Source organism: Comamonas testosteroni, from assembly GCF_030505195.1.
Taxonomy (GTDB): Bacteria; Pseudomonadota; Gammaproteobacteria; order Burkholderiales; family Burkholderiaceae_C; genus Comamonas; species Comamonas testosteroni_G.
This window is the reverse complement of sequence record NZ_CP129672.1, coordinates 3,029,312-3,052,601: the sequence shown is the minus strand read 5'-3', so window position 1 is coordinate 3,052,601 and position 23,290 is coordinate 3,029,312. Positions and strand designations below refer to the sequence as shown.

The window sequence follows — 23,290 nt, the reverse complement described above, 5'->3', positions numbered from 1 at the left end:
AAGCTATCAAAACGGAGAGCCCGTGAGGCACCAGGGCGATCAAACCTCGTGATCGTTTTCCAGGCTCTTGACCAGCACAGCGGCCTGGGTGCGTGAATAGCATTCGAGCTTCTTGAGAATTGCCGTCACATGCACCTTGACGGTGTTTTCGGCCAGGCCCAGCTCGTGCGCGATCTGCTTGTTGAGCAGTCCGTCGGCAATGCACAGCAGCACGCGAAACTGCTGGGGCGTGAGCTGGGCCAGACGAGCGGCCAGGGCCGCATCGGCCTCCGAGCGCTCGGCCACCATGGAGGGAAAGCTGATATCCCCGCTCAGCACATCGTCAATCGCGGCACTCATATCGTCTGCAGCCGCAGACTTGGAGATAAAGCCTGCCGCCCCGAACTGCTGGGCGCGACGGATGATGCGAGGGTCGTCATTGGACGAGACGATGATCACCGGCACCTGCGCATATTCGCCGCGCAGATGCAGCAGGGACGAGAAGCCGCGCGCGCCGGGCATGGCCAGGTCCAGCAGCACCAGCTCGATCTCGGGATGCTCCTGCATCGCTGCGCCCAGGGTCTGAGCGCTGGCCGCCTCCACAATGCGGAATTGCGGAAAGCGGTCGTGCAGCACCTGGATCAACGCTGCGCGAAACAGCGGGTGATCGTCGGCAACGAGAAGAGTGGACTCGGACATGGCTCGGAGTCTGCCACGGCTGGCACGGCGCCGCATCTGCAAAAACGCATATCCCGCAGTGCCCGGGCCTGTCCGTCACCGAGGCTGCGGCCCACCGAGTCCGGTTCTCAATCGAGCTTGATGTTGTTGGCCGTGATCACACGACCCCATTTGCTGCGCTCGGTGCTGACAAATTTCTCCATCTGCTCGGAGCTGCCGGGCATGGGCTCGACCCCCATGGCCGCCAGACGGGCCTTGGTGCGCGTGTCGGCCAACGCAAACTGCAGCGACTGGCTGAACTTCCTGACCACCTCGGCCGAGCTGCCCTTGGGCACGACGATGCCCTGCCAGGCATAGCCCTCGAATCCCTTGAGGCCTTGCTCCTGCAAGGTGGCGACTTTGGGCAGCACATCGATGCGGGCCGGGCTGGCCACACCTATGGCCTTGAGCTTTTTCTCGCCGAGGAAGGGAATGATGGTGGCGCTGTCGGCCCACATGGCGGGAATCTGGCCGCCGATCACATCCTGCACTGCGGGCGCGGCCCCGCGATAAGGAACATGGGTCATATTGCCCAGACCGGCTTCTTCGCGAAACAGCTCGCCAACCAGATGATGGGGGCTGCCCAGGCCGGCCGAGCCCCAGCTCACGCCGGTCTTCTGCTGCTTGGCCCAGGCGACAAACTCGGTCAGATTGCTGACCGGCACATCGTTGTTGACCACCAGCAGCATGGGAAAGCGCACCAGCATGCCCACGGGCTTGAAGTCTTTCTCGGCGTTGTAGTTGAGCTTGCGGAACAGAAAAGGATTGGCCGCCAGCGTGGCGAAGTCGGCCGTGAACATCAGGTTGCCAAAGTCATGCGAGCGCGCGCTGTATTCGGCTGCGATATTGGTTCCCGCGCCGGGCTTGTTGTTGATGACGATGGGGCGCTCCAGATTGCGGCCCATGGCCTCTGCAATCACGCGGGCCACCACGTCGGAGCCCCCGCCTGCGGCGTAGCCGATGACCCATTCCAGGGGTTTTTCCTGCGCCATGGCGGCAGGCCCTGCCGCCCAGGCCAGCGTCGAGCAGGCCAGTGCGGCCAGAAATTGTTTGCGTTGCATCATCCTTGTCTCCTTGATTCATGGCCCCTTGAATAGATTTTGGTGACGGGGCCTTTAGGGGATGGCGCAGCTGCCGCCAGGCTGGCGGCGTGCTGCATCTCAAACGGCAGCGTGTACCGGGGCAACCGGTGTCACGGCGCCGCGCTCGGCCGGGTCTGCGCCGGCAGGAGCGAATCCTGCGCTGGCGCGGGCCAGTTCGAGCGCATGCAGCAAGGTCTCTTGATGGCCAATGTGATTGGCCAGCAGCAGCACCAGGCGGGCATTGAGGGCATGGCTTTGCGCGGTTTCCAGGCCCTGATGCGTGGCGATCAGGGCCTCATAGAAATCGTCGCAGGCCTGCAGGTTCGGGTGGGTGGACAGCAGCATGGCAGTCTCCTAAAAAAGGGGGAATCTTCTGAGGGTGTTGCACTCCACCAGGGACAGCGAGCAAGAGCCCAGGCCGGCCGCGCCGCGCCGCAGCGAGGCTGTCGTCCCCCTCGCAAGGGGGAAGGCGTGCAGCGCCTCAGGTGGTGCCTTCATGTCAGCCGCCGGCACGCTGCAGCGCGGCACGCACGGCGGCTTCGTCGGGACGGCGCCAGCGCGCGCAGACATGCTGGTCGGGGCGCAGCAGATAGCTGGTGCCCGGTCGCGCATCCAGGCGCTGCGCCGCCAGGCCTTGTGCATCCAGCAGATCGGCCTGGTCGGCATGCACATCGCCCTCGGCGGCTATCGAGAGATTGAGCACGCCGCCAAGCTCTCGCGCCCAGGTCGGCGTGGCACCGAAATGCAGCAACGTGAAATCGCTGCCAAGTGCGCGCAGCAGCCAAGTTGTGGCAGCGTCGCCGGGACGTCGCATAGGCGCGTCGCTGAGTACAGCGCCAGGCAGTTGCGAACCCGCGAACTCCTCACTGTCCGGGGTGTTGAGCGGCGAGTGATGCAGCGTGGCCGGCACCGACAGGCGCCCGCTGTTGACGATGCGACGCGCAAACTCATGCTCGCGCGCCAGCTCCAGCGCCGCATCGCGAAACAGGCGACTGATCTCGCTCTTGGGCGTGATGAAGTCGGTGGCGCGCGTGGAGTTGCGGATGTTCTCGTCGGCCGCGTATTCGCGCTCGGCGCCGTAGGTCGCGATCAGCGCAGCATCGGCCTGGCCGCGCAGCACGCGGTCGAGCTTCCAGGCCAGGTTCTCGGCATCCTGCACGCCGCTGTTGGCACCGCGCGCGCCGAAGGGCGAGACGCCATGCGCGCTGTCGCCCGCGAAGACCACGCGGCCGTGAACGAAGCGGTCCATGCGCAGGCAGGCAAAGGTGTAGACGCTGGCCCATTCGAGCTCGAAGTGCGCGTCCTTGCCCAGCAGTGCGCGGATGCGCGGCAGGATGTTCTCGGGCTTTTTCTCCTCTTCGGGATCGGCCTCCCAGCCCAGCTGGAAGTCGATGCGCCAGACATCGTCGGGCTGGCGGTGCAGCAGCACGCTCTGGCCCGGATGAAACGGCGGATCGAACCAGAACCAGCGCTCGGTCGGAAAATCCGCATGCATCTTCACATCGGCAATCAGAAACCGGTCGCGGAAGATGCGGCCATGGCTTTCCTGGCCCAGCAAGCCGCGCAAGGGCGAGCGCGAGCCGTCGCAGGCCAGCACCCACTGGGCATCGATCCGGTACTCGCCCTCGGGCGTTTCCACGCTCACCAGGGCACCGTCGTCGCGCGGCACCAGCGCCGTGACTTTGTTGTGCCAGCGCAGATCGATCAGCGGCAGCTGCAGGGCGCGCTCGACCAGATAGGCTTCGGCGTAGTACTGCTGCAGATTGATGAAGGCCGGGCGCTCGTGACCGGCTTCGGGCAGCAGGTCGAACTGGTAGAGCGACTGATCCCTGGCAAACACCTTGCCCAGATTCCAGGACACACCCTTGTCCACCATGGGCTGGCCCACGCCCAGGCGGTCCCAGATCTCCAGCGTGCGTTTGGAAAAGCAGATGGCGCGCGAGCCTGTGGACAGCTTGCAGTCGTTGTCGAGCACCACCACCGGCTGGCCGCGCTGCGCCAGATCGATGGCCAGAGACAGGCCCACGGGCCCGGCACCGACGACGACCACGGGGTGGCGAGCCGGCACATCGGCATCCTGGTCCGCATGCCGCCGATAGGGAATCTGGATGGACTGAATGTCGGCGGCGCTGCCGCGCAGGGCCTCAGGAGCAATGGCTGGGGTGGACATGGAGTTCATCGGTGCGCAAACCTTGAAAAGCGTGGATCTGTTCTTTGGGGCAAAAGCCACCCCTCCGGCTCTTTGCGGCCGGATTTAGACTGTGTTTTTTGATAGCTACTACCGCTTGTCAGTCAACGAATTCAATATCTTTTCCACTTGAATTCCTTGTACTAAAAGCGCAAGCAGCTCCTGTTTTTGAAAGCTTTGCCGCAGACCGCCGCACCTGCGCAGGAAACTGTCAGCCGGGCGGCCCGGGTGGCGACTAGCCTTCCAGCGCCAGCCACATCTCGCGGTCGCGCTCGGCGGTCCAGATGCGCGGGTCGGCATGGCCCGATGCCTCGTCATAGGCGCGCGTCACATCAAACGGCATGCAGTGGTTGAAGATCACCCAATGGCCGTATTTGGGCTGCAGCTTGGCAAAGGCTGCCTCGTAGACCTTGCGCAGGTCCTGGCGCGCATCGGCGCCGGCCTTGACCTCGGCCCACAGGTCGCTGATGAAATTGCGCGTGCCCGCCAGACCGGCCTGCACTTCGGCTGCGTTCTGCAGTGCCGCACCGCGGCCGGGCACCAGCTTTTCGGGCTTCAGCGCGGCGATGGCATCCAGCGTCTGCGGCCAGTCCTGGAAGTAGGCGTCGCCGGCATAGGGCGTGGCATCGAACTCGACCAGATCGCCACTGAACAGCACCTTCTCCTGCGGCAGCCAGACCACGGTATCGCCCTTGGTGTGGCCACGGCCCAGCTGCAGGATCTGCACCTCGAGCTTGCCCAGCCACAGCGTCATCTTGCCGGTGAAGGTCATGGTCGGCCAGGTCATGCCCTCGGGCACGCTCTCGACGTTCTGGAACAGGCGCGGAAAGCGCCCGATCTCACTGGCCTTGTCCTGCTCGCCGCGCTCGACGATGAGGTCGTAGGTGTCCTGGCTGGCAATGATGTGCTCGGCGCCGTAGGCCGAGGCACCCAGCACGCGCACCGCGTGGTAATGCGACAGCGTGACGTATTTGATGGGCTTGTCCGTGACCTCGCGAATGCGGCGGATCACGTCCTCGGCCATGACGGGCGTGGCCTGGGTGTCGATGACCATCACGGCATCCTCGCCAATGATGATGCCGGTGTTGGGGTCGCCCTCGGCCGTGTAGGCATAGGCATGTTCGGAGAGCTTGTCGAAGCTCACCTTCTTGACTTCAAGGTCGGCGGCGGAGGCAAAGGTCTTGGTGTTCATCGTTGCAATCTCTTTGTTTTAAACAAATGCATTCATCTTTATCGAATTTCTGAATGCTAGATATAAATTCAACATTGCACAATTGATTTGTCATAGTGAAAAACCCTGGAGGGTTTCCAGCCACCGTTCCCCGTCACAATGCCGTCATGCCTCACGCCAACACCTCTTCGACCGACGCCCGTTTGATGCTTGAATCCAGTGACGACGAGCCCACGCGCGCACCGCGCGGCATACAGAGCGTGGAGGTCGGCGGCCAGCTGCTCAAGGTGCTGGCGCGCACGGGCCGGCGCATGGCGCTCAAGGATCTGGCACGCGAGGCCGAGATGACGGCGGCCAAGGCCCACCCCTATCTGGTGAGCTTTTGCAAGCTGGGCCTGATGGAGCAAGATCGCGTCAGCGGCCATTACGGCCTGGGGCCGCTGGCCATTCAGATGGGGCTCATCAGCCTGCAGCAGGCAGACCCTGTGCGCATGGCGATTGCTGATTTGCCCGCCCTGGCGCAAGAGGTGGGCTACACCGTGTCGGTGTCCATGTGGAGCGGCCAGGGGCCGACCATCATCCGTGTCGAGGAAGGCCCGACCCATGTCTATGTGGCCATGCGCCACGGCACGCCGGCCTCCTTGCGCCATACCGCCACGGGCAAGATTTTTGCGGCTTTCGGCGACCCGGCCCGTATCGCACCGCTGCTGCAGGCCGAAGGCCACAGCTTGGACGAGCCGGCGTTTGCCAAGGAGCTGGACTCCATTCGCAGCAACCACCTGAGCGTGGTCGAGAACCAATTGCTCTCCGGCGTAAGCGCGCTGGCGGTGCCTGTGTTTGACGGCTTCGGCCACTTGGTGCTGGCGATTGCCGCCATCGGCCCTTCGGTCACGCTGACGCTGGACCCCGCCGGTCTGCCAGCCCGCAAGCTGCAGGCCCAGGCGCGTCAGCTGTCCCAGCGCCTCGGAGCCCCGGCTGCGCTGACCGGGGCCTGATCACAGACCTAGGTTCTGTAACCCAGCGAAGCGCTGATACTGCGCGCCTCCTGGCATACAGCCTGGGCAATGCGGCCCTGCGGATCGGGGTCGAAGCCGCCGCTGGCCCCCAGCGCGCAGAGCACGGCCACCACGTGGCCGTGGTAGTCAAACAATGGGGCAGCAACGGCGCTGATGCCGGGCAGGTTCAGGTCCCGGATCGACGCACAGCCGGCTGCGCGAATCTCGCTGCGCAGCTGCTCCAGAGGCTTGCTGGCATGCAGCAGGCGGCGATGCTCGGGGCTGGCGGCCTCCAGCTCACGCGCCAGCAGCGCCTGGACCTCTGGCTGCGGCTCCATGAAGGCAAAGAATGCCCGCCCCGTGGCCGACCACAGCATGGACATGACCGAGCCCACACGCACATTGACGGTAATGGGCAGGCTGGGCTCCTCGAAACGCACGATGGTGGGCCCCATATTGCCCATGACCGCGACAAAACTCGTGACCTGCAAGGACTCGCGCAGATGCTGCAAAGCGGGCTCGGACATGCGCACAGGATCGTTCTGGCGCATCGCAGCCAGGCCGATATGGATGGCCTCGCGTCCGAGCGCGTACTGGGTGCCACCACGATCCTGCTCCACCAGACCTTCGGCCATGAGACTGGCCAGATAGCGATGCACCTTGGCCGGGCTTTCATCGACGGCAGCTCCGATGGCCGTGAGACTGGCACGCCCGCCCAGCCCGGCCAGAGCCTTGAGCACGGCCAGACAGGTCTCTGCTGCCTGCACACGCTGGCGACGCTGATCCGGCTCTTGCCGGGCATTGTGCGACGCCACTGCTGCTGCTGGGCTGGCTGCTTGCCGCTTGGCCATAGCCAAGGTCTTCTTCTCGATTTTCATAGCTGGTTGCGCCTGTCTCGTAAGCCGTTGAAGACATTTTCACGCATGTCTCATGCTGGCTTTCGGGTAATCCCTTGAAGCATATTTACGCTATGCGTATAAAAATTACGCAAAATAATTTCCGTATTAAAGCGGAACCGCAGGCGGAGTGAAGCTTGGTTAACCCGCAGACAAACAACACCACAGCCCAGGAGACACCCTCAATGAAAAAACGCCTCTTCACCGCCTCGGTTCTGGCCACCAGCATGCTCTGGCTGGCCGCAGCCCCTGGCACCGCCGTGGCCCAGGACAAGTACCCGAGCAAGAGCGTGCGCTGGATCGTGCCCTACGCCGCAGGCGGCGGCTCGGACTTCCTGGCCCGCACCATAGGCCAGGCCTGGGGCGCACAGGCCCATCAGCCCATCGTCGTGGACAACCGCCCGGGCGGCAACACGGCCATCGGCGCCTCGGAGACCGCGCGCGCACCGGCCGACGGCTATACCGTGCTGTCGGCCGACAACGGCACGCTGATCTTCAATCCCGTGCTCTACAAGAGCCTGAGCTACAACCCCGGCAAGGATCTGACGCCCGTCACGCTCATGGGTCGCTTTCCCATGATTTTGGTGGCCGGCCCCGCCGAGAAGGCCAAGACCGCCAAGGAATTCATTGCCGCCGCCAAGGCCAGTGCAGAGGGCGTGAACTACGGCTCCGCCGGTGCGGGCAGCCCCCATCATCTGGCTATGGAACTGCTCAGGTCCGAGGCCGGCCTCAAGCTCGCCCATGCGCCCTATCGCGGTGCGGCTCCGGCGCTGGCAGATGTGGCGGGCGGTCAGATTCCCGTGATGATGGTGGACCTGGCTGCCGGCGCCGGCTTCATCAAGGGCGGCAAGGTGCGCCCCCTGGCCGTGGCCAATGCCACGCGTCTGCCCCAGCTGCCCGATGTACCCACCTTCGGCGAGCTGGGCCTGCCCGGCGTGCAGGCTGCGGCCCTGGTCGGCATGGTGGCCCCGGCCAAGACACCGGCCAATGTCGTCACGGCGCTGAACAAGCAGGTGGCCGCCGCCATCAACGAGCCTGCCGTCAAGCAAAAGCTCATCGACTTCGGCGTGGAGCCCGTGGGCAACACGCCCGAGCAGTTCCAGGCACTGATCCACAGCGAAAGCGCACGCTGGCAAAAGCTGATCAAGGATCTGAACATCACGCTGGACTGAGACTGCCTCCCCTGAGTCGCTTCGCGCCTTCCCCCAATGGGGGACGACAGCCTTGCCGGGGCAGCCCTCGCTGGGGCAGCCCTCGCTGGGGCAGCCCATGCTGCGAAGCGGCTCTTGCTCGCTGCCTCTCTTTAGCGAGCGCGCCCGTTTTGCAGACCAGGAACGACGTTCGTAGCGCAAGCTTTGCAAGCGCAGAGGCTGGCGGCAGGCCGCCTTTGCATGCCCTATGGATGGTTGCCCCGTCCACCTGCCACTCCATGAGATAGCCATGACCATTTCCACCCCCAGCCGTTGCCCCATCGATCACAGCCAGTTCGGCAAGCCCACCGGCCAGAGCGGCCCCACGGGCTGCCCCATCAGCCACGGGGCCGCCAGCTTCGATCCCTTTGCCGACGGCTACCAGCAGGACCCGCCCGAATATGTGCGCTGGGCACGCGAGCAGGAGCCGGTGTTCTACAGCCCGCAGCTGGGCTACTGGGTGGTCACGCGCTTTGACGACATCAAGGCCATCTTCCGCGACAACCTGACCTTCAGCCCCTCGATTGCGCTGGAGAAGATCACGCCCACGGGCGACGAAGCCAACGCCGTGCTCGCCAGCTACGGCTTTGCGCTGAACCGCACTCTGGTCAACGAAGACGAGCCCGCCCACATGCCGCGCCGCCGCGCGCTGATGCAGCCCTTCACGCCCGAGGCACTCAAACACCATGAGCCCATGGTGCGCCAGTTGGCACGCGAATATGTGGACCGCTTCATCGACGACGGCCGCGCCGATCTGGTCGATCAGATGCTGTGGGAAGTGCCGCTCACCGTGGCCATGCATTTCCTGGGCGTGCCTGCAGACGATATGGACACGCTGCGCCAGTACAGCATTGCCCACACCGTCAACACCTGGGGACGCCCCCGGGCCGAAGAGCAGGTGGCCGTGGCCCATGCCGTGGGCAATTTCTGGCAGCACGCAGGCCGGATTCTCGACAAGATGCGTGCCGATCCCGAGGCCGAGGGCTGGATGCAATACGGCATTCGCAAGCAAAAGGAGCTGCCCGAGGTCGTCACCGACTCCTATCTGCACTCGATGATGATGGCCGGCCTGGTCGCCGCGCACGAGACCACGGCCAACGCCACGGCCAATGCCGTCAAGCTGCTGCTGCAGCACCCCAAGGTCTGGCAGGAGATCTGCGCCGATCCCTCGCTGATCCCCAACGCCGTGGAGGAATGCCTGCGCCACAACGGCTCGGTGGCCGCCTGGCGGCGTCTGGCCACCAAGGACGTGGTGATCGGCGGCCAGGCCATTGCGGCCGGCAGCAAGCTGCTCATCGTCACCTCCTCGGCCAACCACGACGAGCAGCACTTTGTCGATGCCGACCTGTTCGACATACACCGCGACAATGCCAGCGATCACCTGACCTTCGGCTATGGCTCCCACCAGTGCATGGGCAAGAATCTGGCGCGCATGGAAATGCAGATCTTCCTCGAGGAATTCACACGCCGCCTGCCCCATATGCAGCTGGCCGAGCAACGCTTCACCTATGTGCCCAACACCTCGTTCCGAGGCCCCGAACACCTGTGGGTGCAATGGGATGCAAGCCGCAACCCCGAGCGCGCCAACCCCGCCGTGCTGGCCGAGCAGCAGCCCGTGCGCATCGGCGAATCCTCCCAAGGCGGCGTCAGCCGCAGCATGCTGGTGGAGAGCACCGAGCTGATTGCGCAGGACGTGCTGCGCGTGCGCCTCAAGGCACCCGACGGGCGCGATCTGCCGCGCTGGACGCCGGGCTCGCATATCGATCTGCACTGCGGTGACACCGGCATCTCGCGCCAGTACTCGCTATGCGGCGATCCGCAGCAAGCGGATACCTACGAGATCGCCGTGCTGCGCGAGGAGCACAGCCGTGGCGGCTCGGCCTGGGTGCATGGCGTGCTGCAGGCCGGCATGAAGGTGCAGATGCGCGGCCCGCGCAACCACTTCAAGCTCGACGAAGGCGCGCAGCAGCTGATTCTTGTCGCCGGCGGCATCGGCATCACGCCGATTGCGGCCATGGCGGCTCGCGCCCAGGCCTTGGGCATTCCCTATGAGATTCACTACAGCTGCAGCCAGCGCGAGCGCATGGCGCTGTTGAATGCCTTGCAGGCACGGCATGGCGAGCGTCTGCAGATCTATGTGGGCGCGCAGGGCCGGCGAGCCGACTACCCGGCGCTGCTGGCCCAGGTCAGGCCCGGCGCACAGATCTATGCCTGCGGTCCGCAGCGCATGCTCGACGGGCTGGCTGAGGCCAGCCGTCACTGGCCCGAGGACAGCCTGCGCGTGGAGCATTTCTCCAGCACTTTGGGAGCCCTCGACCCGGACAAGGAGCACGGCTTTGAAGTCGAGCTGCGCGAATCCGGCATCACGCTGCAGGTGCGCAACGATGAAACCCTGCTCGATGCGCTGCGCAGCGCCAATATCGATATCGAGTGCGACTGCCGCGAAGGCCTGTGCGGCTCCTGCGAGGTGCCGGTGCTCGAAGGCGATATCGATCATCGCGACATGGTGCTGACCCGCGCCGAGCGCGCGGCCTGTAACAAGATGATGAGCTGCTGCTCGCGCGCCAGGACGCAGGAGTCCAGAATCGTTCTGGCGCTGTAGCGCCCCAGGCGGGTAGCCCCCGGCGGGTAGCCCCCGGCGGGCAGGCACCGGCAGGCCGCTGCCGCCAGGCCAAGCATGGCTTGTGCCTAGAATCACTGCCCATATGGGCCTGTTGCAAATACTGCTGATTCTTGTGTGGGCGCCGACTGCAGCGCTCATCGCCTTCGTGCTCACCAGCTGGCTGGGCCATGGCGCGCAAGCCATCTGGAACGCCGTGACTCGCGTTCAAGCCGACGAGCGCTCGACCTGGCCGCTGCTGCTGGGCGGCGTGGCGGCCCTGGCTGGCATGGTGGGGGCCGTCATCACCTTTCCGAACCAGGCCGTCATGCGCCATGCGTTTGACAAGCTGCTGGGCTATGGCTCCACACGTGTGGAGATCACGCTGCGCCAGGACGATGCCGCCACGCGCCAGGCCCTGGTGCAGACGCTGCGCCCCTTCATGGAGATCGGCGGGCGCGAGATCCGCTACCGCATCTCCACGCGCCACGGCAGCCATACCGAGACCGACGAAGTGCCCAGCTACTACCGCTTCGAGAACGGGCGCCTGGAGATCGCCACAGGCGGCATCGTCAGCAGCGACAGACTGTCCGTGATGCAGCCCGGCTTCAAGGCCCTGGCGCAATTTCCCACGGTCGCCACCATCGACGCCAGCGTGGCGGCCACCGTGAGCCTGGGCAAGGCACGGATAGCCGTGGAGATGCTGCCGCGCACGGCAATGCTGGTCCACGGTGACGCCGCCAAGGATTTGCCAAGCCTGCTGCGCCCCGCCGCCCCGGCCCGCTGTCATCTGGAGGTGCAGGCGCTGTTCTCCACAGATGCCTTCAGGCTGCTGATGTTCGCGGGCCGGGTCTCGGGCGAGGTCCAGATCCATGCCGGCCCCGATACCGCCCTGCGCGACACGCAGTACCCACTGGTCGGCATGGGCCTGGTGCCGGGCAGCAACGGGCGCAGCGTCAAGGAGCTGGAGACCGATGCCACCCGCATCTATGGCGTGCTGAGGCTGTTGCCGCCGGGCCTGAATCCCGATGTCATGGACTGCGATACCGCCCTGGGACGCATGAGCGACCCGGCCCTGATGGCTGCCGCCATGCTGTCCACATTTCCCGGCCTGCAAGGACGGGTGAATGGCATAGAGATCACGCCTTCAGGCTCCTTCTCGCCCTGGCACAACCGCGGCTGGACGGCCGTGCCGCCTGGCACGCGCGCGCAAGGGGGAACACGCGCCGAGGCCGGCACGCGCAGTTGCTCGCAGGAGCAATACCGCCACACACGCGCCCGCCTGACCATGGTCGAGGAGCGCTGCATGGAACGCGACCCGCAAGCCGGCGATGCCGCCTGTGCCCGCGTGCGCGAGCGACTGGACTGGAGCCGGGCGGAGCTGGCCCGGTGCACCGGCCGATCGGCGCCTTGAAACCCGGCCCTGCCGCAGCGCCAGGCCTTTGGGGATGCCGGGATGCCGGGATGCCGGTATGCAGCAGTCGCAGATCGGGCCGGCGCTGGCTCACATGGACCAGATTCTCGGAGTGCTGCCCTGCAGGCCCCAAAGTTCTTTTCTCCAGAAACTCCACACGGTTTTCCACAACATCATCACAGGCTCAACCACAGGTGATACACAGCGCAGAACCAGCATGCTTTCATTGGGAGCAGTGACCCCGCTCAACACCGCCGGGGCGGCCTGTGCAAGCAGCTCCTGCGTGCCCTCCAGCAAGGCTTCGCGCTGATGGCGCGTCATGGCTGAGCCACTGGCAAAGATCAGACTGCCCAGGCAGCGATGCCCGGCCAGCCCCAGATCGCCATCGAGCAGCAGCGCATCCTGCGCGTTGACCACGCCGCGCTCCAGAAAACGGCCCGGCCACTCAATGTGCTGCTCGAAGATGCCGGACTCATAGGGCTGGGCGGCCAGTGGCAGACCCAGCGCCGTCACATCCCAGGTCAGCAGCTGCGCGTCTTCGGCAAGCTCGAACTCCAGATGGTTGACCGCATCGCAGGCGTTGTACGCGATTGCCTCCAGCGGCAGCCACTCCAGCCTCGCACCGGGATCCAGGCGCAGCCGGGTGCGCTGCATGGCCTGCTTGCCGTTGCTTTTGTAAAAGCGCGTGGCACCAGGCGTGGTGACCAGCACATGTGCACCTTCTGCGACATGGACATCAATGTCCAGCACATCGCCGCCCACCAGACCGCCCGGCGGGTGCACCAGCACGTTGTGGCAGATGGCTGGCCCCTCGGGATACAGACTTTTGAGGATGCGCAGCGGACCATCGTGGGTGAAATGCACCGAGGTCTTGCCAGCCTGCAGGGAATAGTTCAGCGCCAGTTGCGCATGCCAGGTCATTGTCGTTCTTGCCTCTTCAAGCAGGCCTGCCGCTCAGGCCCGGGTAGCTCAGCTCTTTTGCTTACTAACTCATGAAAATTCATTCGTTGTTGCAAGGCTGCCGCACTTCTACAGTGCTTCAGCACGCCAGCGCGCAAAGCGCATGGCGATTGATTTCAGGAGCTTTCATGTCGGCCAGTACCGTAACTCATTCCCGCCTGCCTCGCACTCTGGCCCCATGGCTGACATCGATGGCGGTGCTGTGCTGCACGCTGGCAACGGGCCCTGCTGCCGCGCAATCCGGCGGTGCAGCGACCCCGACCTGGAAGCCCGGCAAGTCCACGGAATTCATTGTCCCCAGCGGTGCCGGCGCGGCGCTGGATCTGGCGGCCCGCAAGCTCACCGAGTTGCTGGCACGCGATGGGCATGCACCGCAGTTCGTGGTCAGCAACAAATCTGGCGCGCATGCGATCTCCGCGCTGGAGAGCCTGCACCGCCACCCTGGCGACGCCCACACGCTGATGACGCTGAGCACCAGCTACGGCAACAGTCTGGCGCAGAACGCCCTGCCCGCGCATCTGCAAAAAGGCACACCGCTGGTGACCTTGCTGCGCGAGTTCACCACGGTGGTCGTGCGTGCGGATTCGCCGCTGCGCAATGCCCAGGACCTGATCGCTCAGCTGCGCCAGGACCCCGAGAAATACTCCATCGGCATCGCTACCACGCTGGGCAATCACATCCATCTGGGCGTGGCCCAGCCCTTGCAGCAAGGCGGCGTGAACATCCAGAAGCTGCGCATCGTGCCCTACAAGTCCTCCGCCGAATCCATGGTGGCGCTGGCCGGCGGCCATCTCGATGTGGTCTCGGCCACCACGCCGAACCTGCTGCCCTATCTGCAGTCGGGCCGCGTGCGCGTGCTGGCGATTGCCGCCGACAAGCGGCTTGAAGGCGTGTTCGCCCAGTCGCCCACCTGGAAGGAGCAGGGCATCGACTATGTCAGCGACTCGTTTCAGGGCGTGATGACGGCACCCGGTGCCAGCACCGCTCAACAGGCCTACTGGGTGAACGCGCTGCGCAAGGTTTCCGAAACCCGGGAATGGAAGGAGTTTGTGGCGCTGAACCAATGGGAGCCGGTGTTTCTCGGCCCGCAGGACACGGCTCGCGCACTGCATGCCCAGGTCGAACGCAACCATGCGCTTCTCTCCGAGCTGGGTCTGCTGCCGGCCAGCACCTCCCGTATTGCCCAGGCGCGCTGAAGCACCGCGCCCATCAGGAAAAATCCCATGAACATGCCCCTGCCCCACGCTCCGCTGCAGCATCTGGACGAACGCCTGAGCTCCGCAAGCCACATCACTCCACATATCAGCATCGCGCCGCAATCGGCGCATATCGGCGCGCTGATCAGCGGCGTCAATCTGAAGCAGGCCTTGAGCGCCGCCGAAGTGCACACCATTCGCTCGGCATTGCTGCGCTGGAAGGTGATCTTCTTTCGCGACCAGCACCTCAGCCACGCGCAGCAGATCGCCTTTTCGCGCCAGTTTGGCGAGCTGACGCCCGGCCACCCCGTCTTCGGTCATGTCGAAGGCTTTCCCGAGCTGTATTCGATTGCCAAGCACCGCAAGGCCAACCGCCACAGCGGCCAGTCCGAACAGCGCCCCTGGACCGGCTGGCATGCCGATGTGACGGCCGCCCACAACCCGCCTGCCGCGTCGATTCTGCGCGGCGTGACGATTCCGCCCTATGGCGGCGACACGCAATGGACCAATCTGGCTGCCGCGTACGAAGCGCTCTCCAAACCGCTGCAGGCCTTCTTGCAGGGCCTGCGCGGCGAGCACCGCTTCAGCGCACCGCAGGGAGCCACGGCATCGCAGGAATATCTGGATCTGGTGCGCGACAACACCCTGATCAGCGAACACCCGCTGGTCACCATTCATCCCGAGACCGGCGAGAAAGTGCTCTACATCAGCCCCGGCTTTCTCAAGTCCATCGTGGAACTCTCCACCCGCGAATCGCGCGTGCTGCTGGAGCTGCTCTGGGAGCATGCCGTGAGCAGCGAGTTCACCGTGCGCTTCAAGTGGGAGCCCGGTTCGCTGGCCTTCTGGGACAACCGCTCCACGGCCCATGTGGCACCACAGGATATTTTTGCGCTGGAGTTCGATCGCCAGCTCTACCGCACCACGCTGGTGGGCGAAGTCCCCCGGGGTGCCGACGGCCGCGCCAGCACTGCCATACAGGGCCATCCGGTGCTGGCCGCGCACGGCGCAGCGTATTGACGAAATGAGTTGTCCTGCAGGCATGGCCTGAGGCTTTGAGGTGCCGCTTGCGGCACCTTTTTTTCTTCGCCCGCTGTTCAAATCGCCACCAGCGAGCGCACATTCTTCTCCTGCATCTCGCTGCCCGGGCCCGATGCGATCACCTCGCCGCGCTCCATCACCACATAGTGGTCGGCCAGCTCCTCGGCAAAGTCGTAGTACTGCTCGCACAGCAGGATGGCCATATCGCCGCGATTGGCCAGCATGCGGATCACGCGGCCGATGTCCTTGATGATGCTGGGCTGTATGCCCTCGGTGGGCTCATCCAGGATCAGGATCTTGGGCTGCGGTGCCAGCGCTCGCGCAATGGCCAGTTGCTGCTGCTGGCCACCCGAGAGATCGCCGCCACGGCGGTGCAGCATCTGCCCCAGCACGGGGAACAGCTCGTACAGCTCGCCCGGAATCCGGGTGCCTGCCGAGCAATAGGACAGGCCCATGCGCAGATTGTCTTCCACAGACAGGCGCGAGAAGATTTCGCGCCCCTGGGGCACATAGCCGATGCCGCTGCGCGCGCGCTCGTAGGGCGTCTTGCGCGCGATATCGCGGCCCTGCCATTCAATGCCGCCGCTTCTGATCGGCACCAGCCCCATCAGGCTCTTGAGCAAGGTGGTCTTGCCCACGCCGTTGCGGCCCAGCAGCACCGTGACCTTGCCGATCTCGGCCGTGAAATTCACGTCACGCAGGATGTGCGAGCCGCCGTAGTACTGATGCAGGTTCTGAACTTTAAGCATTTTTGACCTCTAACGCTTACACAGCAAGCGCAAGCAGCTATCTTTTTTCAATAGCCCGCTTCGATAAACATGGCGCACAAAACTGGCGCGGCCCATCGGCGGACGCCGAGCAAGGGCCGCCCCGCAGCGACGGTGTCGTCCCCCTCCTGCGAAGAGAGAGAGAGAGGGGGAAGGCGCGGGGCCGCCCAGGCAAAGCGCCTCAGGGGGTCATCTCCCAAGGTACACCTCGATCACTCGCTCGTCGGCCTGCACCTGGGCCAGCGTTCCCTCGGCCAGCACCGAGCCATCGCAAAGCACCGTGACCTTCTCGCTGATGGTGTCGATAAAGCTCATGTCGTGCTCCACCACCATCAGCGAATGCTTGCCCTTGAGCGTCAGAAACAGCTCGGCCGTACGCACCGTTTCCTCGTCGGTCATGCCGGCCACGGGCTCGTCGAGCAGCAGCAGCCTGGGCTCCTGCACCAGCAGCATGCCAATCTCCAGCCACTGCTTCTGTCCGTGACTGAGCAGGCCGGCCTGGCGCGTGACGCTGGCCGCCAGATGAATGGTGTGCAGCACCTCGGCAATGCGGTCCTTGTGCGCGCCGCTGAGCTTGAACCGCATGGAGGAGGCAATGCCCTTGTGGGTCTTGAGCGCCAGCTCCAGGTTCTCGAACACGCTGAGCTGCTCGAACACCGTGGGCTTCTGGAACTTGCGGCCTATGCCCATGGCGGCGATCTCGGGCTCCTTGTAGCGCAGCAGGTCGATGGTGGAGCCGAAGAACACCGTGCCGCTGTCGGGCCGGGTCTTGCCGGTGATGATGTCCATCATCGTGGTCTTGCCCGCGCCGTTGGGGCCGATGATGCAGCGCAGCTCGCCGGGCGCGATATCGAGACTCAGACCGTTGATGGCCTTGAAGCCGTCGAAGCTCACATGCACGTCTTCGAGATAGAGAATTCGGCCGTGAGTCACATCCACTTCGCCGGCAATCACGGGGCGCGCCAGACTGGCGTTGCGTCCGCCGGATTCGGTGCGCAGCGCGGCTTCGCGCTGCTGGTAGGAGGCCAGGCGCTGCTCGCCTTCCTGCATCAGATCGGGGGTCATGCGCGGGCTCCTTTCAGCGGGTCGGCGACAGCGCGTTCGCTGGCTTTGCGGGCCAGGGCAGCAGCGGCTTGGTTCAGCTCGGATTGCGTCTGCGCATTGCGCTTCTCACGCCACTGGCGAAGCTGCTGCGGCAGGCGAATCAGGCCGCCCGGCATGAACAGCGTCACGACGATGAACAGCGCACCCAGCACATACAGCCAGTACTCGGGCGCGGCCACGGTGAGCCAGCTCTTGCCGCCGTTGACGGCAAACGCGCCGATGATGGGACCGACCAGCGAGGCACGTCCGCCCACGGCCGTCCACACCGCCATTTCGATGGAATTGCCCACGCTCATCTCGCTGGGGTTGATGATGCCCACCTGGGGCACATACAGCGCGCCCGCCAGGCCGCACATCATGGCCGAGATGACCCAGATCGACAGCTTGTAGGGCAGCGGGTTGTAGCCACAGAACATGGTGCGCGATTCGGCATCGCGCACGGCCTGCAGCACGCGCCCATACTTGCTTCGTATCAGCCAGCGCGAGAACAGAAAGCAGCCCAGCAGCGCCAGCCCCGACAGCGCGAACAGCAGCACATGCATGGCTTGCGAGTTGACGGAAAACCCCAGCAGGGTCTTGAAGCCCGTGAAGCCGTTGTTGCCGCCAAAGCCGGTCTCGTTGCGAAAGAACAGCAGCATGGCGGCATAGGTCAGGGCCTGGGTGATGATGGAGAAATACACGCCCTTGATGCGCGAGCGAAAGGCAAAGTAGCCGAACAGCCCGCCGATCAGGCCCGGCACCAGGAACACCAGCAACACGGTGGCGGCAAAGCTGCCCGACAGCGCCCAGTGCCAGGGCAGCTCCTTCCAGTCCAGAAACCCCATGAAGGCGGGCAAGGCATCGGGGCCTGCGGCCTCGCGCATCAGGTACATGCCCATCACATAGCCGCCCAGCGCGAAGAACAGGCCGTGGCCCAGGCTCAGGATGCCGGTATAGCCCCAGATCAGGTCAATCGCCAGCGCGCAGATCGCATAGCACATGAACTTGCCCAGCAGGCCCAGCATGTAGTCGGACAGGTGCAGCGCACTGTCCTCGGGGACCCACAGATTGAGTGCAGGAGCCACGGCGCAGACCATGGTCAGGGCCAGCAGAAACGCCGTCCAGCCCTTGGCGGATAGCAGCGGCGCGGGCTTGGGCAGTTCGATGGGTATGAATTGGGTTGTCATGTCAGTTTTCCCTCAAGTCGAGCAAGGCACATGGCCTGCGCAGCTGGCGCGGCCCAGGTACGAGACACCGAGCAAGGGCCGCCCCGCAGCGAGGGTGTCGTCCCCTGCCCGCAGCGCGCAGCAATGCGAGAGCGGGGGAGGTCGCGAAGCGACCCAGGGGGTGTTTCATGTTTCCGCACTGCGGCCCTTCAAGGCAAAGATGCCTTGCGGACGCTTTTGAATAAAGACCACGATGAACAGCAGCACGGCGATCTTGGCCAGCACGGCGCCGGTCCAGCCTTCCAGCAGCTTGCTGAGCACGCCCAGACCCAGAGCCGCGTAGACGGTGCCCGCCAGTTGCCCCACACCGCCCAGCACCACCACCAGGAAGCTGTCCACGATGTAGTTCTGCCCCAGATCCGGGCCCACATTGCCGATCTGGCTCAGGGCGCAGCCGGCAAGACCGGCGATACCGGAGCCCAGTGCAAACGCATAGGTGTCGGTGCGTGCCGTGTTGACGCCCACACAGGAAGCCATGGCGCGGTTCTGCGTCACGCCGCGCACGAACAGGCCCAGCCGCGTTCTGGCGATCATGAAGGCCACGCCCGCCAGCACGGCGAACGCAAAGACGATGATGGCGATGCGGTTGTAGGGCAGCGTGAGATTGGGCAGCAGCGCGATCCCGCCGCTCATCCAGACGGGGTTTTCCACGCCCACGTTCTGCGCGCCGAAAAGGCTGCGCACGGTTTGCTGCAGCACCAGGCTGATGCCGAAGGTGGCCAGCAGGGTCTCCAGCGGGCGGCCGTAGAGGAAGCGGATCACGCCGCGCTCCAGCACCGCGCCCACCAGCGCCGAGGCCAGAAAAGCCACGGGAGCCGCCACCACCAGATACCAGCCAAACACGGCCTCGGGCAACCAGCGCTGGAATGCGACCTGCACCAGATAGGTGGCATAGGCACCGATCATGATCAGCTCGCCGTGCGCCATGTTGATGACGCCCATCAGGCCGTAGGTGATGGCCAGACCCAGCGCCGCCAGCAACAGCACCGAGCCCAGGCTGATGCCGCTGAAAACAGCACCCAGTCTGTCCCCCCAGGCCAGGCCTTCGGCGATGCTGGCCAGCGCGGCCTTGATGGCTTTTTGCACGCCGGGATCGGACTCTTCGGACAGGCGCTGGTTCAACAGCAACTGCGTCTCCGGCGTCTGCTGGCGCGACAGTTGCTGCACCGCCTTCAGACGCTGCTGCACGTCGTCGCTGCCCAGCAGGCTGGCAGCCAGGCTGCGCTCCAGCAGGGCTCTGACCTGCCCGTCCTGTTCAGCGGCCAGCGCTTTTTCGATCAGGGGAAGCCGCCCAGCATCAGGCTCGGAGGCCAGCTGCTCGGCAGCCTTGCGGCGCGCCTGCACATCGCTGCTGCCCAGCGCCAGCGCGGCCTGCGCCGTGTCGATGACCGAGCGCAGGTAATTGTTGCTGACGACCTCCTCGGCATCCGCCGGGAGTTGGGCGGCCTGACCGGTCACCGGGTCGGTGACCGCGTCGCCGCTCATCACATAGACCTTGCCCTGAGAAACGCGCACTTCATCGTTGGCGAGCGCGCCCAGATAGGCCGACAGGCGACCGCCGTCGGTCTGTGCATCCGGCGCCAGCACGGCCTGATTGATCGCCAGCACGCGCTGCTCGGAGTCGTCTGCCGCAGCCATGGCATAGGCCTGCTCGGTCGTCAGTGCGTGACTGGCAAAGCTCAGCAACGAGCCCAGCCCGGCGGCCAATGCCAGCCTCAATGACTTGCGCAGTATGTTCATAGGAATTTCAGGTTTCTAGCGCTGCAGCCCTTGTCAATAAAGGGCAAGCAGCTATCTCTTCAGGACTGGAGAGCCCACCAGACCTCTCCAGTCCGAGGGAGCGAATCAGGAGCTCTTGCCGTTGGGCTCGTCTTTCTTCTTGTCGTTACCTTCGATATACGGGCTCCAGGGCTGGGCCTTGACCGGACCCTTGGTCTTCCAGACCACGCTGAACTGGCCGTCGGCCTTGATCTCGCCGACCATCACGGGCTTGTGCAGATGGTGATTCTTCTCGTCCATCTTCAGCGTGAAGCCACTGGGTGCGGCAAAGGTCTGGCCGGCCATGGCGGCAATCACCTTGTCTGTATCCGTGCTCTTGGCTTTCTCCACGGCCTGCTTCCACATGTGGATGCCGACCCAGGTGGCCTCCATCGGGTCGTTGGTCAGCGGCTTGTCCTTGTGGCCGGCGATGTTCTTGGCCTTGGCGTAGTCGCCCCACTGCTTGATGAAGGCCGTGTTGGTCGGGTTCTTCACGCTCATGAAGTAGTTCCATGCCGCCAGGTGGCCGACCAGAGGCTTGGTGTCCACGCCACGCAGCTCCTCCTCACCCACGCTGAAGGCCACGACCGGTACATCCTTGGCCTTGAGGCCGGCATTGCCCAGCTCCTTGTAGAAGGGCACGTTGGAGTCGCCGTTGATGGTGGAGATCACCGCCGTCTTGCCACCGGTGGAGAACTTCTTCACATCGGCCACGATGGTCTGGTAGTCGCTGTGGCCGAAGGGGGTGTAGGTTTCCATGATGTCGGAATCCTTGACACCCTTGGACTTGAGGAAGGCACGCAGAATCTTGTTGGTGGTGCGCGGGTACACATAGTCCGTGCCCAGCAGCACAAAGCGCTTGGCACCGCCGCCTTCCTTGCTCATCAGGTACTCGACAGCGGGAATCGCCTGCTGGTTGGGCGCGGCGCCGGTGTAGAAGACGTTCTTGGAGAGTTCCTCGCCCTCGTACTGCACGGGGTAGAACAGCAGGCCGTTGTTCTGCTCGAACACCGGCAGCACAGATTTGCGCGACACGCTGGTCCAGCAGCCGAAGACCACGGCCACCTTGTCCTGGGTGATCAGCTGCTTGGCCTTTTCGGCAAACAGCGGCCAGTTGGAGGCGGGATCCACCACCACGGGCTCCAGCTTCTTGCCCATCACGCCGCCCTTGGCATTGATGTCCTCGATGGCCATCAGCACCGTGTCCTTGAGCACGGTCTCTGAGATGGCCATGGTGCCCGAGAGGCTGTGCAACACTCCCACCTTGATGGTGTCTGCAGCCAGCACCTGAGAAGTCAATCCCAGGCCCAGAGCCATGGATGCAGCCAGTGTTGTGAGGGTTCCGCGACGATTCATTTCAGCACTCCCAGGAGGTTTTGTTCGGTCACATTGACCGCAAAACCTGAAGTGCAATTACCGTGCCAGCACCCCGCCCCCCTGGCCCGGGCACTGCGGCCATCGGCGCCGCTGCCTCTTTTGGGCCAGGCGCGGCCCGAATGCCTCTTCCTGCGCTCAGCGCCGGCCGCCTGCGAGCACCATTGCAGTGCCGCATGCACCAGATACAGACCGCACCGGGCCGCAGGCACTATTGAAGTGCATGTCCGCCTCAGTCGGCCTGAATGCAGGCCGGCAGCGCTGCGCTGCGAAGCTTTCCGGGATTGAGCAGATTCAGGGGATCGAGATCGGCCTTGGTCTGCAACAGCACGGGATCGAGCTGGTTGTTGGCCTTGCCGTCTTCCACCACATAGACATGCGGATTGTTGATCTGCACGCCATGCTTGCGATAGATATCCATGATCGCGTTGAGCCGCTCGGCCGAGCTGAAGCGCACCAGCTCCAGCCCGCTGCAGTTGAACTGTCCCTCCTTGGTGCGCAGAAACTCCAGATGGAACAGGACCTCGTCACCGAGCTCGCTGCGCAAGGCCTTGAGCTGCTCGCCAAACCTGGCGGGGTTGTAGCCGGTCTGCAGATAGGTCAGCTCCCGGTCCAGCTTCAGCGCATGCAGGGTCGTATGGTTCCAGCAATACTCGATCAGCGATTTGTAGCCCGCAGCCGGCTGCTCAGACCAGCGCCCGCGCTCGCAGTAGCTGAGTGTGCCGCCGCTGCGCTCCAGCAATAGCTGCATGGCCTCCTCGGCTTCGGGTGCCACCAGCGCAATGACCGCGTGGCAGCCCGGGGGCAGATGCTCGGCCAGACTGGTGAAATAGGCCGGCACCGGAGCCGCCATCAGGCTCAGTTCCTTTTTACGGATGCCCGGTGCATTGCCCAGTTGCTGCGCAAAGCCCAGCGCCTGGTCAAAACCCGTGAACGTGGCAATGCATTCCGTCCAGTTCGTGGCATCTGCCAGCGCCACTTCGAGCTCGAGCACGATGCCGGTCGTGCCATAGGTATGGTGCAGACGCATGGCGTCGGCACCGCGCAGCTCCAGAATGCGCGGCTCGGCCTCCACCGTCATCACGCGCGCAGCCAGCACATTGCCCGCAGAGGCGAGCGGCCCGTAGGTGATGGAGCCCGCGCCGCCGAAACCACCGCCAAACAGGCCGCCCAGGGTGGCGCTGCGGTAGGTGGACGGCAGCCAGCGCAACTCCTGCCCCTGCTCGCGCGCGCGCTGGTCGAAGTCCGCCAGGCGTATGCCGGCCTGTGCCCGGCCCACGCTGCCGCGTACCCAGCACAGGCTGTTATAGCCGCTCAGATCCAGGATCACGCCGCCATGAAGCGGCGTGCTCTGGCCGTAATTGCCGGTGCCGCTGCCGCGCAGCGTGATGGGCACGCCCCGGCGCGCGCAATGGGCCACGATCTGGGCAATCTCGGCCTCGGTGCGCGGACGCACCGCAATGTCGCCGCGCTTGCCCTGCAGGGCCTGCTTCAGAACCGGGCTGAACCAGGAAAAATCCTGGGACAGGCGCGACACTTTCAGGGAGTCGGTGATCCAGTCCAGCGCAGGCAAGGCGCTGGCCAGCTGGCTGCTGTTCTCGGCAATCGGATTGGTGTTCATGGTCGTGGCGCAAAAATGCAAGGCATGAGTCGGCCC

Annotated in this window: 19 protein-coding genes; 6 read left to right on the top strand and 13 right to left on the bottom strand. The window is 64.6% G+C overall.

The window, feature by feature from the left end; all coding sequences use genetic code 11:
- Window positions 1–39: 39 nt before the first annotated feature.
- From QYQ99_RS14040 to QYQ99_RS14020, 5 genes are all read right to left on the bottom strand, one after another.
- Entirely contained in the window at window positions 40–678 is a 639-nt protein-coding gene (locus QYQ99_RS14040) for a response regulator (RefSeq protein WP_302088740.1), read from the bottom strand.
- A 107-nt stretch (window positions 679–785) separates the two neighbouring features.
- Window positions 786–1,760 (bottom strand): Bug family tripartite tricarboxylate transporter substrate binding protein, encoded by a 975-nt coding sequence (locus tag QYQ99_RS14035; protein WP_302088739.1) that lies wholly within the window; start codon window positions 1,758–1,760, stop codon window positions 786–788.
- 96 nt (window positions 1,761–1,856) lie between these two features.
- The gene (locus QYQ99_RS14030) at window positions 1,857–2,123 is read right to left on the bottom strand and encodes a DUF2783 domain-containing protein (protein WP_034373951.1); all 267 of its coding nucleotides are present in this window, start codon (window positions 2,121–2,123) and stop codon (window positions 1,857–1,859) included.
- A 154-nt stretch (window positions 2,124–2,277) separates the two neighbouring features.
- A complete protein-coding gene (locus QYQ99_RS14025; RefSeq protein WP_302088738.1) occupies window positions 2,278–3,948 on the bottom strand; it encodes an FAD-dependent oxidoreductase in 1,671 nt (556 codons plus the stop codon).
- Between the two features lie 253 nt (window positions 3,949–4,201).
- Window positions 4,202–5,158, bottom strand: a complete 957-nt coding sequence (locus QYQ99_RS14020) for an MBL fold metallo-hydrolase (protein ID WP_302088737.1) — start codon at window positions 5,156–5,158, stop codon at window positions 4,202–4,204.
- A gap of 146 nt (window positions 5,159–5,304) precedes the next feature.
- On the opposite strand from QYQ99_RS14020, the gene QYQ99_RS14015 reads away from it, so the two are divergent.
- Window positions 5,305–6,132, top strand: a complete 828-nt coding sequence (locus QYQ99_RS14015) for an IclR family transcriptional regulator (protein ID WP_302088736.1) — start codon at window positions 5,305–5,307, stop codon at window positions 6,130–6,132.
- A gap of 8 nt (window positions 6,133–6,140) precedes the next feature.
- On the opposite strand, the gene QYQ99_RS14010 is transcribed toward QYQ99_RS14015, so the two are convergent.
- A complete protein-coding gene (locus QYQ99_RS14010; protein WP_302088735.1) occupies window positions 6,141–7,010 on the bottom strand; it encodes an IclR family transcriptional regulator in 870 nt (289 codons plus the stop codon).
- A 203-nt stretch (window positions 7,011–7,213) separates the two neighbouring features.
- Here QYQ99_RS14010 and QYQ99_RS14005 point away from each other — a divergent pair, with 203 nt between their 5' ends.
- From QYQ99_RS14005 to QYQ99_RS13995, 3 genes are all read left to right on the top strand, one after another.
- Complete coding sequence (locus QYQ99_RS14005) at window positions 7,214–8,200, top strand: Bug family tripartite tricarboxylate transporter substrate binding protein (protein ID WP_302088734.1); 987 nt, start codon at window positions 7,214–7,216, stop codon at window positions 8,198–8,200.
- A 268-nt stretch (window positions 8,201–8,468) separates the two neighbouring features.
- A complete protein-coding gene (locus QYQ99_RS14000) occupies window positions 8,469–10,820 on the top strand; it encodes a cytochrome P450/oxidoreductase (protein WP_302088733.1) in 2,352 nt (783 codons plus the stop codon).
- An 82-nt stretch (window positions 10,821–10,902) separates the two neighbouring features.
- The gene (locus QYQ99_RS13995; protein WP_302088732.1) at window positions 10,903–12,231 is read left to right on the top strand and encodes a hypothetical protein; all 1,329 of its coding nucleotides are present in this window, start codon (window positions 10,903–10,905) and stop codon (window positions 12,229–12,231) included.
- A gap of 90 nt (window positions 12,232–12,321) precedes the next feature.
- On the opposite strand, the gene QYQ99_RS13990 is transcribed toward QYQ99_RS13995, so the two are convergent.
- Complete coding sequence (locus QYQ99_RS13990) at window positions 12,322–13,152, bottom strand: urease accessory protein UreD (RefSeq protein ID WP_302088731.1); 831 nt, start codon at window positions 13,150–13,152, stop codon at window positions 12,322–12,324.
- 167 nt (window positions 13,153–13,319) lie between these two features.
- Between QYQ99_RS13990 and QYQ99_RS13985 the strand changes: the two genes are divergently transcribed.
- Both QYQ99_RS13985 and QYQ99_RS13980 read left to right on the top strand, forming a co-directional pair.
- Entirely contained in the window at window positions 13,320–14,387 is a 1,068-nt protein-coding gene (locus tag QYQ99_RS13985; protein WP_302088730.1) for a tripartite tricarboxylate transporter substrate binding protein, read from the top strand.
- A 27-nt stretch (window positions 14,388–14,414) separates the two neighbouring features.
- Window positions 14,415–15,404, top strand: a complete 990-nt coding sequence (locus QYQ99_RS13980; RefSeq protein WP_302088729.1) for a TauD/TfdA dioxygenase family protein — start codon at window positions 14,415–14,417, stop codon at window positions 15,402–15,404.
- A 77-nt stretch (window positions 15,405–15,481) separates the two neighbouring features.
- Here the strand turns inward: QYQ99_RS13980 and urtE are convergent, their stop codons facing one another.
- From urtE to QYQ99_RS13950, 6 genes are all read right to left on the bottom strand, one after another.
- Complete coding sequence (gene urtE, locus QYQ99_RS13975; RefSeq protein ID WP_302088728.1) at window positions 15,482–16,174, bottom strand: urea ABC transporter ATP-binding subunit UrtE; 693 nt, start codon at window positions 16,172–16,174, stop codon at window positions 15,482–15,484.
- Between the two features lie 207 nt (window positions 16,175–16,381).
- Complete coding sequence (gene urtD, locus QYQ99_RS13970; RefSeq protein ID WP_302088727.1) at window positions 16,382–17,257, bottom strand: urea ABC transporter ATP-binding protein UrtD; 876 nt, start codon at window positions 17,255–17,257, stop codon at window positions 16,382–16,384.
- Window positions 17,254–18,462, bottom strand: coding sequence for an urea ABC transporter permease subunit UrtC (gene urtC / locus QYQ99_RS13965; RefSeq protein WP_302088726.1), 1,209 nt, complete (start codon window positions 18,460–18,462; stop codon window positions 17,254–17,256). The genes urtD and urtC overlap by 4 nt, the downstream gene beginning before the upstream one ends.
- 165 nt (window positions 18,463–18,627) lie before the next feature.
- Window positions 18,628–20,241: an urea ABC transporter permease subunit UrtB gene (gene urtB / locus QYQ99_RS13960; RefSeq protein WP_302088725.1), complete on the bottom strand. Its 1,614-nt coding sequence runs from the start codon at window positions 20,239–20,241 to the stop codon at window positions 18,628–18,630.
- Between the two features lie 105 nt (window positions 20,242–20,346).
- Window positions 20,347–21,615 (bottom strand): urea ABC transporter substrate-binding protein, encoded by a 1,269-nt coding sequence (gene urtA, locus QYQ99_RS13955; RefSeq protein ID WP_302088724.1) that lies wholly within the window; start codon window positions 21,613–21,615, stop codon window positions 20,347–20,349.
- Window positions 21,616–21,865: 250 nt separating this feature from the next.
- The gene (locus QYQ99_RS13950) at window positions 21,866–23,254 is read right to left on the bottom strand and encodes an FAD-binding oxidoreductase (protein WP_302088723.1); all 1,389 of its coding nucleotides are present in this window, start codon (window positions 23,252–23,254) and stop codon (window positions 21,866–21,868) included.
- Window positions 23,255–23,290: the final 36 nt, after the last annotated feature.

Coding starts and splice junctions, on each gene's coding strand:
- QYQ99_RS14040 (WP_302088740.1), bottom strand. CDS start 678: ATGTCCGAGTCCACTCTTCTCGTTGCCGACGATCACCCGCTGTTTCGC.
- QYQ99_RS14035 (WP_302088739.1), bottom strand. CDS start 1,760: ATGATGCAACGCAAACAATTTCTGGCCGCACTGGCCTGCTCGACGCTG.
- QYQ99_RS14030 (WP_034373951.1), bottom strand. CDS start 2,123: ATGCTGCTGTCCACCCACCCGAACCTGCAGGCCTGCGACGATTTCTAT.
- QYQ99_RS14025 (WP_302088738.1), bottom strand. CDS start 3,948: ATGTCCACCCCAGCCATTGCTCCTGAGGCCCTGCGCGGCAGCGCCGCC.
- QYQ99_RS14020 (WP_302088737.1), bottom strand. CDS start 5,158: ATGAACACCAAGACCTTTGCCTCCGCCGCCGACCTTGAAGTCAAGAAG.
- QYQ99_RS14015 (WP_302088736.1), top strand. CDS start 5,305: ATGCCTCACGCCAACACCTCTTCGACCGACGCCCGTTTGATGCTTGAA.
- QYQ99_RS14010 (WP_302088735.1), bottom strand. CDS start 7,010: ATGAAAATCGAGAAGAAGACCTTGGCTATGGCCAAGCGGCAAGCAGCC.
- QYQ99_RS14005 (WP_302088734.1), top strand. CDS start 7,214: ATGAAAAAACGCCTCTTCACCGCCTCGGTTCTGGCCACCAGCATGCTC.
- QYQ99_RS14000 (WP_302088733.1), top strand. CDS start 8,469: ATGACCATTTCCACCCCCAGCCGTTGCCCCATCGATCACAGCCAGTTC.
- QYQ99_RS13990 (WP_302088731.1), bottom strand. CDS start 13,152: ATGACCTGGCATGCGCAACTGGCGCTGAACTATTCCCTGCAGGCTGGC.
- QYQ99_RS13985 (WP_302088730.1), top strand. CDS start 13,320: ATGTCGGCCAGTACCGTAACTCATTCCCGCCTGCCTCGCACTCTGGCC.
- QYQ99_RS13980 (WP_302088729.1), top strand. CDS start 14,415: ATGAACATGCCCCTGCCCCACGCTCCGCTGCAGCATCTGGACGAACGC.
- urtE (WP_302088728.1), bottom strand. CDS start 16,174: ATGCTTAAAGTTCAGAACCTGCATCAGTACTACGGCGGCTCGCACATC.
- urtD (WP_302088727.1), bottom strand. CDS start 17,257: ATGACCCCCGATCTGATGCAGGAAGGCGAGCAGCGCCTGGCCTCCTAC.
- urtC (WP_302088726.1), bottom strand. CDS start 18,462: ATGACAACCCAATTCATACCCATCGAACTGCCCAAGCCCGCGCCGCTG.
- urtB (WP_302088725.1), bottom strand. CDS start 20,241: ATGAACATACTGCGCAAGTCATTGAGGCTGGCATTGGCCGCCGGGCTG.
- urtA (WP_302088724.1), bottom strand. CDS start 21,615: ATGAATCGTCGCGGAACCCTCACAACACTGGCTGCATCCATGGCTCTG.
- QYQ99_RS13950 (WP_302088723.1), bottom strand. CDS start 23,254: ATGAACACCAATCCGATTGCCGAGAACAGCAGCCAGCTGGCCAGCGCC.